The organism is Dokdonella immobilis, assembly GCF_900115085.1.
Taxonomy (GTDB): Bacteria; Pseudomonadota; Gammaproteobacteria; order Xanthomonadales; family Rhodanobacteraceae; genus Dokdonella; species Dokdonella immobilis.
This window is the reverse complement of record NZ_FOVF01000013.1, coordinates 92,356-101,124: the sequence shown is the minus strand read 5'-3', so window position 1 is coordinate 101,124 and position 8,769 is coordinate 92,356. Positions and strand designations below refer to the sequence as shown.

Below are 8,769 nucleotides of genomic sequence, written 5' to 3'. Positions count from 1 at the left end.
ATCGACTACACCTTGCGTCGCTGGCCAGCCCTTGCGCGCTATGCCGAGGACGGCAGCTACCCGATCGACAACAATGCGATCGAGAATGCGATCCGACCCATCGCACTGGGCCGCAAGAACTGGCTGTTCGCCGGCTCCGAAACCGCAGGCAAACGCGCTGCGGCCATCATGAGCCTGCTGGCCACCGCAAAGGCCAACGGCCACGAGCCACTCGCCTGGCTCACCGACGTGCTCACGCGATTGCCTACGACCCTTGATCGCGACATCGACACTCTGCTGCCACATCGCTGGAAGCCTGCCGCGTAACCCGAGTCATGCCGGTGCGCAACGTGTCGGGAGCAGGCGCTTACGATCGATTGCGCATCCAATTGCATGCTTAGGTGAGAAGAGACTAAAGATTCCGGCGTGAAGGTGCGTCTTCATTCCAGATTCCAGAAGAGGCACTTTTTGGTAGAGTTCGCCAGCATCCTTTGGCAACCAAGTGCCGCACTCGTTTTTTCCAAGCATCTGGCGAGGGTGCGCGACCTGGCCGGCCTTGATGGCGGCAGGCATTGCAGAGCCGGCAAGCGGCCACGATGTTAGTTCCGCCCCTCCCACCCTTCTGGCGTTCCACGAGGTGCTCAGCCGTGCATTGGAATGTTCGGACCTGTCGGAGGCGAAGTCCGTGGCGCACGGCGAACGCATCAGGGTCGCTCAGCCACATCGGCTGAAGGCAATAATAGCACTGGCCATTTTGGAGATAAAAAGCACGCGTGCGTGCTGAGGCGAAACGATTGGGCACAAAGGGATCCAGGCTGCAAGAGAAGTCCCCTCACCTGCCGTATGGGGCATGGCGGAGGCACTCAACAGCTAGAGCCGATTGAGCCAAACATCGGCCGCGTTGTGCGTGCCGACGTGGCTTTATACCGCCGTCAAAACCCCGTAGCAAGATATCCGGATCGCGTATTGCAATGCCTACCAACGCTCTTTAGGCAACCGCTACCCTTCAGGGAGTCACCTACCACCACCCAGTACTCGAAATACGGCGCCCGGATGACTAGAAAGTTGGCAAGGAGAGGCCGGCATGCAGGAATGTGATCCTGGTCGTGCGCTCGCTGCCCAAGTTGCAACCGAGCTCGAAGTTGAATCTTAATCGAGCGTTGCCGGGTTGAGACGGCGACAGAAAATCGTTGGCTTCACCAGACTAGCGCTTCATCACAAAGCCGGAACACGCGAGTGAATGCCGTAGGATTCCGGCTATACCCAACGCAGGGGGCTCGATGCTACTCCAAGCCGTACACCACGCGTTTCATGGCACCCAGGGAAACGGACTCACCCGTACCCAGATCGCCAGTGCCGTCCTCATCATTGGCTCCGTCATCTTCGCCATCGCTCGCACTGAACCTACGGTCGAAACGGCCCTGGGCGGCTGGGCAGATCGAATCGACGTCATCATCGCGTGTGTCTTCTCGATGGAATACATCCTTCGCGTCTGGTGCGCTGGGGCAAATCCATCCTTTGAAGGTGTTCGCGGACGATTGCGCTACATGGCGACACCGATGGCCCTCGTGGACCTGCTGGCCATCCTTCCATTCCTGTTCGGCTGGGGAGGACAGAGTTTTCTCGTCCGAATCATCCGGCTGTTCCGAATCCTCGCACTCTCCCGGCTGCTTCGATATTCAGAAGCGATGCGCCTGGTGCTGGAGTCGATACTGAACCGACGCTACGAGCTTACGTTCGCGGTAGGCCTGGCGGGTGCGGTCATCATTCTCACTGCCGGTGCGCTCTATTCGGTCGAGGGGGATATCCAGCCTGAGTACTTCGGAAGCATTCCACGTGCGCTCTGGTGGTCCATCTGTACGCTCACCACCGTCGGATACGGCGATGCTGTGCCGGTCACGGCCCTTGGCAAGGTGCTCGCGGCGCTTACGGCCATCTCCGGCATCGGTCTGATTGCCATGCCAACCGGAATTCTCGCTGCGGCGTTCTCGGAAGCTTTCGCCAGGCGTAGGGAGAATCCGGGCGGCGCTAAAAAGAGCGATCAGCGCGAGGGTTGAACGCGGGCACAGAGGAGCCCTCCGCACTTCGGACAATTGCAAGGCCCCCTACTGCGCGGCGCCTCCCATGTTGCAAGGCAGATCACACACGCATAGTCGGCCATCGAAGCCACTGGCGCTGCGCCCGCCGTAGGAGTCGCGTGCCGCTGCACCGACAATTTCGTCGGAGCACTCTCGCGAGAAATCTGCAGTCGCTTCGACATTTTTGCTTTCGCTTCCGACTCTGCGCTCTGGTATCCCGGATGGAAGATCCATCGCTTGGCGCTCAAATCCTCGGTCAAGAAGTCCAGGAGGACCTCCCTATAGGACTTCCCCGAAAGGTGTCCATTAAAAAAAGCGCGCTCGATGCCGTGCAGCCGGACTTCAATCACGCCGCACCGCGAGTCCTTGGGATGATATAGGCTGTCTGGAACCCAACGCCCCGGATACGTAAAGTAGACAACAAAGCCGTACCCGGCAATGGCACCGAAAATGTCCACGATCGTCGAATCGAGACTCGTCTCAACCGTGACATCGGTCACCGCAACTCTTCGGCTCTCGGTAACAGTAAACCACTCTTCGATATCGTCGAATCCGTTAACGTCGGACCGGACGCAATCCCGATATGCGGGCAACAGCAGCTTCAAGCTGTCGCCTACCAATTGCTTTAGCATCGACCGAGCTGCGACGAATATCGAATAGTCGCATGGGCTTTGGGTGTCGTCGTAGGCCTTCCGAGCGGCGTGCGCGAAATGCGGCGCGCGGCGCGCACCCTTACGTGCCACGAGGCGCGTCTTACACGACGGACAAATACAGTGGCACGCAGACCCGCGCGCGACATCTGCGACATCGACCAGCCTTTGCCCATCGAGACTCCATCCAAATGGAATCAGCGTCAGTTCGATGGGAGCACCCTCCCCGCTTCGTCGAAGCCAAGTGATGACATCGGCGGCTTGCCCTCGATGGCGCGTGTACTCACGCGACGCAGCCAGCTCATTGCGTCATCGAGGTCGAGATTGAGGCTCGCATACGACTTCTGAAGCAGAGATCGGGGAAGCGCCCAATCCCATTTCTCGCGAAGGAGGTTCTTCGCATCCGCGAGTAGGGCCTCAACCGGCGGAACTTCGCTCCTCGCGAGATCGTTGATGCAGGCCCGGATCTCGTCCCAGCTCCGCTCCCCGCGTGAGACATCCACACCGAGTTGCCCCGCACTCGCATCCACTCCTCGCGAAACAAGCAGGCAGCCGATGGCTTCATTGGCCGAGTCGCCCAACCAGGTCACCAGCGTTCCGTCCTTTCCGCTCTCCAGGAGCCACTGCGTACCAAGGTCAAGCGTCCTGAAACATGCGCGGCCCTGGTCCACGAATCGCTGCGCTACTTCATCGAGGTAGGGCAACGCGGCCTCGGATGCGTAGATCTCGCGCATCCGCTGACGGACTTGCGGGTGAACCCGCCCCCCGGATCCACTGAAGAGCGGGGGTGCGCCGCCCTTAGCCGCGGAGACGTGGATGACCTTTTCGGCATCGTCGACGTCATCGACGAGCCATGTCCGCCCGGCAAAGACGATACGCTGCCCTGCCCTAAGCATCTGGCTGACTGGAAGCGTGCCGAGCAGTGAGCCTCCCGCCACGACCCGGAACTCATCGTCGGACGCGAAGGCGGCATAGAACGAGTAGTGATTGACGAACTGTTCGCCCTTGACACCGAGCAGGAGCAGACGAGACGTATCCATCATGATCAGATCTTCGGCATGGAGCTGCTGCAACAGCTCCAAAAACTCGGTCTTGGTCAGCCCTGAGAATGGTCCCGTCGCTCCGCACAGTAAGCCGTACGCCTTCGGAGCCGATAGGCCACCGTATTGCGCAATGGCAGAGAGCAGCTGTTGGACGAGCGTGGAGAGATGGGCGCCGTGGGCGACTGGCGGCTCGAACCAGCCTTCGAGCAGAAGCGAAATCGTCGCGGCCGTACGCACGGTGTCCAGGCGCAGTTGTGTCGCAAGCGTTGCGGTCTTGCTGAGTGCGTCTTCAATCACATAGCCGCGCAAGATTGCAGGCTCGCCGGGCCGTCGTCCGGAGCGTCCTAGCCGCTGCCGGAGACTGGCGACTGAGGGCGGTGGACCAATCTGCACGACACTCTTGACGGCACCGATGTCGATGCCGAGTTCCAACGTGTTCGTACATACCGCCGTTGCCGGGCGGCCCTTCTGCTTGAGGGCGGCTTCCGTATCAGTTCGAATCGCCGTGGAGAGGTTGCCATGATGAGGCCAGAACTCATTGGGCACCCGCTCGCCCTCACACAGCTGATTGAGATGGAGCGTATAGCGCTCCACTTCGCGCCGGCTGTTCGGAAACACGAGATTGTTCGAGCCTCTCAAGACGCGAAAGAGATGCTGGGCGATCGCGAGCGCGGCCATACCCTCCCCTTCTGTGTCCGCGGGTGACGTGCCGGGCTCCGGCTTCGCCTCCTCATAGCCTTTCACCTTGACCAGCAAGCGCGACTCACCCGAATCGGCGTCCACGATGGCGACCTCACCACCACTTCTCAGGAAGTCCGCCGCCAACTGCATGTCGCCCAAGGTCGCCGACAGTCCGATGCGGGGCACGGTGCGCTCGATGATCGTCTCAATGCGATGCAGCAGCGATTGCATCTGCTTCCCCCGCTCGCTCCCTATGAAGGCATGCAACTCGTCGATGACGAAGGTATCAAGCCGCTCGAAGATACGCGCGACGGACGTGCCCCGATTACATAACGTCGCCTCCAGGGACTCCGGCGTGATGAGCAAGACACCATTCGGGCTCGCCAAGAATCGTCGCTTCGCCGCCGCACTAATGTCGCCATGCCAGGGACAAACGGGAATATCTAACTCGACGCAGAGGCGGTCCAGCCGACCGAATTGATCGTTGATGAGGGCTTTGAGTGGACTGATGTAGACGATGAGGCCCAGGCGGTCACCATCCAGTCGGATTGGGGCAAATTCCATCTGGGCGGACAGGTGCGTACATTCTGGAGCGGTGCGAGTTGTCGAGACATTTCAACCGTGATGCCCTATTCCCGGGTACTGGGGCACGCAAGCACTCTATCCGAACAGATTCAAGCTACCGCAAGCACCGAAGAAGCGCTAATTCGTGTGTGGCAGCGCGACCCTAAGCTTGGCTCTGTCAAGGTGCACGATGTTCCAGTCATGCCAGAGCAGCGCATATCATCCGGCGACGTTGACATTTTCATTGACGATGCCGTCAAGCAACAGTTACGCGAACTCCGGCGACAGCGACTTCCCAACGAAACCGGGGGCGTACTCCTCGGCTACTATGATTTCAATGTCAAGGCAGTCGTCATCGTCATGGGCCTGCCCGCCCCTCCCGACAGTGAAAGCCATCCCGATTCGTTCGAGCGCGGATTATCAGGATTGAAGGAAGCCGTCAATGAAGCCACGGCACGCACTGCAGGGATGGTTGGCTACATTGGCGAGTGGCATAGCCACCCACCGGGTCATTCCGCCTTACCCAGTGAGCACGATCTCATGCAGCTGATTCATCTGGCTCTTGGAATGGCCGACGATGGCTTGCCAGCGATTCAGCTCATCGTCGGCGAAGAGGACCTGCGGGTTCTTCGCCTAGAAGCGGAATGATCACGAAATCAGCTGGAAAAAAATCCTATCTCCTAGCCGCAATGCTAACCGCGGAAATAAAACTTTCCGGTAGCCAAAAAGTTAACGTGCGCCTCTCGCAACCGCTCCATCTCTTCAAAACCCAGCGTCCGCTTTGCTTGCCACAAATCATACGTCACTTGCAAATTCTGCCAAAACATAGGCGAGTTCCCCAGAAGCGACCCTAGCTTTACCGCTGTCTGCGCGGTGACAGACCCCTTACATCCAAGGATCTCGTTGACCGTCTTCCGCGAGAGCCCTAGGAGATTTGCAAACTGCTCTTGTGTGACTCCCAAAGCAGGAAGCACGTCCGCTTTCAAGATAAGTCCGGGATGAGTCGGAGGGCGCTTTCGTTCCTCTTCAAACGAAGTCAATGTTGTGACCATGATCATCAATCCATTCGTACGTAATGCGGTAGTACCCATCAACACTCACCGAGTGAACATCTCCTGAAACTCGGTATCCGTTCCCTGCCAAATCCAGGTCCTCTGGGCGAACAGCGCTCTCGATACTGTCTGTCAGACGTTGACACCGTGGCTGTACCGCAGCCGGGATCGACGGATGACTGATTCCGAAATGAGCGTCCGCAAGTCCAGAGTGTGTGAAGTTTCTTCTAGTCAGTATCATGGTAACCATATTAGTTACATTATGTCAAGGATGACGTTACATTAACCGCCAGCCGAAACCAACCAAACAGGTGAGAGTAATCGCGGCACGACGTGCCACAGCGCAGCTAGAACAGCAAACCAGGCCCCAAAAACCAACGACTTGTGGAGCGGCATTAGCCACCGATAGGTACTTCGCATCCGTTCCGGCCATGGCGCAGAAAGTAGCTCCCTAGCCGGCGTAAGCCCGCTCCGCGCCTCCTCGTCTCGCATCGGAGCAACTACCCAAGTAACCAAGAGACGCGTCAAGTTGTAGCAAAGAAGCAAGCATGCAACGAGCCAAGCACGCCAGCCAAGCTGAACCCCGAGCATCACCTGCCAAATCTCTAGACATTTCCCTGAGTCACTAAATCGAGACGTCTCACGTTGCGAAAGGCACGCCTCCATCCCCGGACTGTGAACTTTCTCCAGAATATCTTCCGCTAGTGCGTTAAAGTCTGTGAGGTCTATGCGCGATTTTCCATTTAGTTCCACTCGAACAGAGTTCACAGCACGTACAGCACTCATCTGAAACTCATTCAACGCGCTCCACCTGAGAGCGTCAAGCGCCCATGGCGCGAAGAAGATGGCCGACAAGACCAAATTGAAGACCATATTTGCACCCGTGTATTTTCTCCTCAAGACCGACCAATCATCGTTAGAATTAGAAGAAAGAGTGCACTCCTTCAGTGCATTGCTGTCGAACTGGTATCCGACAGCTTGCCTGAAGTCACACATATCAAATCTAGCGTTCGTTATCTTACAATCGCTTAGCCTAGCTCCGTCGAATTGACAAGAGGAAAAGACTCCGCTCTCCAGGGTGCATGACCGGGGAAAATCAGCGCCACCCTCCCTTGCTAGGAATTTTGTTCCTGAAAACTTACATTCTAAGGCCTTCACTCCAGAGAAGACGCAATTTATGAACTCAACGTCAGAAAAATCGACGTTCAGCATATTGCATCTAGAGAAATCTACGTACTCGACTTTCCCTCTGACTACTATGTCACTCAACTCGGCCTTGATAAGATTTGCTTGGCTCAAACCATTGAAAGTTGCCCCAATCAAATTACAGTTCGTTAGGTCCCACTTTGAATCGCCGCCTACCGAGGCAAGAACTAGATTCGCGCCGCTTAAGTCTGGCCGAACGCTTCTATTGTCTTCCCTCCAGCGATTCCATTCCTCGACCCCCGAATTGATCACCTGCAAATGCTTGCAATCAGCCACTACACTCTCCTGACGTCCGAAAATCACTAGACCCGCAACGAAAGCCGAGCACAAGCAAGCAATCTTCCGCACCCCCAGTAACGCAATCCCTCTACGGAATCACCATTCGCCGAACATTATTCCCCTGGAACAAGAGTGGTGACCTTTTGACGCACCCACCTCGACAAGGGCGTACTCAGAATTCCTATCAACATCCCTCCCCAAAAATCCTGTATGCGAAGCGAGATGGGTGGATCGAACCCTTGGGTTGAGTTTGCCAGAACGATTAGCACGAGTGCTAAGCTGCCGCCGACCAGCGAGCTACGTAGCGCAGTCCAAAGTCCTAGCCCCAGGCCCGCGATTGTCGGCGGCACAGCTCGATTTATCCGAGAAAGCAAGTCTGTCCATCCGTCAATCGGCTTCCGCGTCGTATTCTCGTCCGTCGTGGAAATTTGCAGGAACAACGCCCACATGAGTGCTCCCGCGAATCCACCCAGGATGACGGCGAACTTCGGACTGACAAAATCCGCGCTACCCGACACGTAGTACGAGCGGGCTTCGCCCATGCCCTCTCTGATTGCGACTTGGATCCTGAATTGCTGCTTGCCACTACCTAAAAGCGTGTTGAGATCAACCCGCCGATACCACCCCGCTTTAAGGCTGGTCAGCTGACAGACTGCCAAGAACGGCACCCCTTGCGCGTGGCTATCTGTGTCTGACTCGACTCGGCATCCGACCCCAAGCTCCCGTGTAGGCTGCTGACTAAATGGATCGATGTCGTCTGTCGCGTTCTGGTAGATGGTGGCAAGTTCACCAAGAGGGTGAACCCTCACTGATTCGAGGTCCCATCCTCTTAGAGGTGTAATCAACACCGAAATGAGAACACTATCTCCGTAGCTGATAGCGCCTCGGTTCTCGACCGAGATTAACGCCGTGAACGGGTTTGGGGCGCCTGCTGGGCTACTATCGGGCTCAGTAGCGCCTTTGGATAATCCGTCAGCCTCAGTTTTCGCTGGGATCGAACTGTCTGGCTCTGCGCTTACTCCCGAACTCGCGAAGAGCAGTATGACCAACAGAGCAGCGGAGAACCCAGTACTCGTAGCCATGTCGTTCTTCTTCCTGATCTAGTTGGAAGCGGGGTGAATTGGACAATCTTCGTTCGCCGGCAGGAGGGCACTCAGAGCGAGGTCGATGTTCGGTCCATCGACTGCACCTATTCGCGATCGGTCTAGGATTCTCGTCAGCGCTAACTTGCACTCGT

At 57.2% G+C, this 8,769-nt stretch carries 7 protein-coding genes and 1 pseudogene; 3 read left to right on the top strand and 5 right to left on the bottom strand.

Translation table 11 applies throughout. The features are described from left to right. Both BM125_RS10740 and BM125_RS10730 read left to right on the top strand, forming a co-directional pair. The coding region (locus BM125_RS10740) for an IS66 family transposase (RefSeq protein ID WP_139224958.1) at positions 1–306 on the top strand (306 nt) is incomplete at its 5' end. 953 nt (positions 307–1,259) lie between these two features. After that, on the top strand, positions 1,260–2,036 hold the full coding sequence (locus tag BM125_RS10730) for an ion transporter (RefSeq protein ID WP_092407789.1): 777 nt from the start codon (positions 1,260–1,262) through the stop codon (positions 2,034–2,036). Here the strand turns inward: BM125_RS10730 and BM125_RS10725 are convergent. From BM125_RS10725 to BM125_RS10720, 3 genes and pseudogenes are all read right to left on the bottom strand, one after another. Then, a complete protein-coding gene (locus BM125_RS10725) occupies positions 2,021–2,662 on the bottom strand; it encodes a hypothetical protein (protein ID WP_175498020.1) in 642 nt (213 codons plus the stop codon). The two genes, BM125_RS10730 and BM125_RS10725, sit on opposite strands and share 16 nt — an antisense overlap. Before the next feature lie 99 nt (positions 2,663–2,761). Then, positions 2,762–2,827: pseudogene (locus BM125_RS21070) on the bottom strand (competence protein CoiA family protein); the annotation flags it as partial. Between the two features lie 83 nt (positions 2,828–2,910). Beyond that, positions 2,911–4,995, bottom strand: coding sequence for a DEAD/DEAH box helicase (locus tag BM125_RS10720; RefSeq protein WP_092407784.1), 2,085 nt, complete (start codon positions 4,993–4,995; stop codon positions 2,911–2,913). Here BM125_RS10720 and BM125_RS20900 point away from each other — a divergent pair. Further along, entirely contained in the window at positions 4,909–5,643 is a 735-nt protein-coding gene (locus tag BM125_RS20900) for a Mov34/MPN/PAD-1 family protein (RefSeq protein WP_342741296.1), read from the top strand. The two genes, BM125_RS10720 and BM125_RS20900, sit on opposite strands and share 87 nt — an antisense overlap. 44 nt (positions 5,644–5,687) lie before the next feature. On the opposite strand, the gene BM125_RS10710 is transcribed toward BM125_RS20900, so the two are convergent. After that, complete coding sequence (locus tag BM125_RS10710) at positions 5,688–6,053, bottom strand: HigA family addiction module antitoxin (RefSeq protein WP_175498019.1); 366 nt, start codon at positions 6,051–6,053, stop codon at positions 5,688–5,690. A 276-nt stretch (positions 6,054–6,329) separates the two neighbouring features. Beyond that, on the bottom strand, positions 6,330–7,505 hold the full coding sequence (locus tag BM125_RS20980; RefSeq protein ID WP_425429615.1) for a pentapeptide repeat-containing protein: 1,176 nt from the start codon (positions 7,503–7,505) through the stop codon (positions 6,330–6,332). Positions 7,506–8,769: the final 1,264 nt, after the last annotated feature.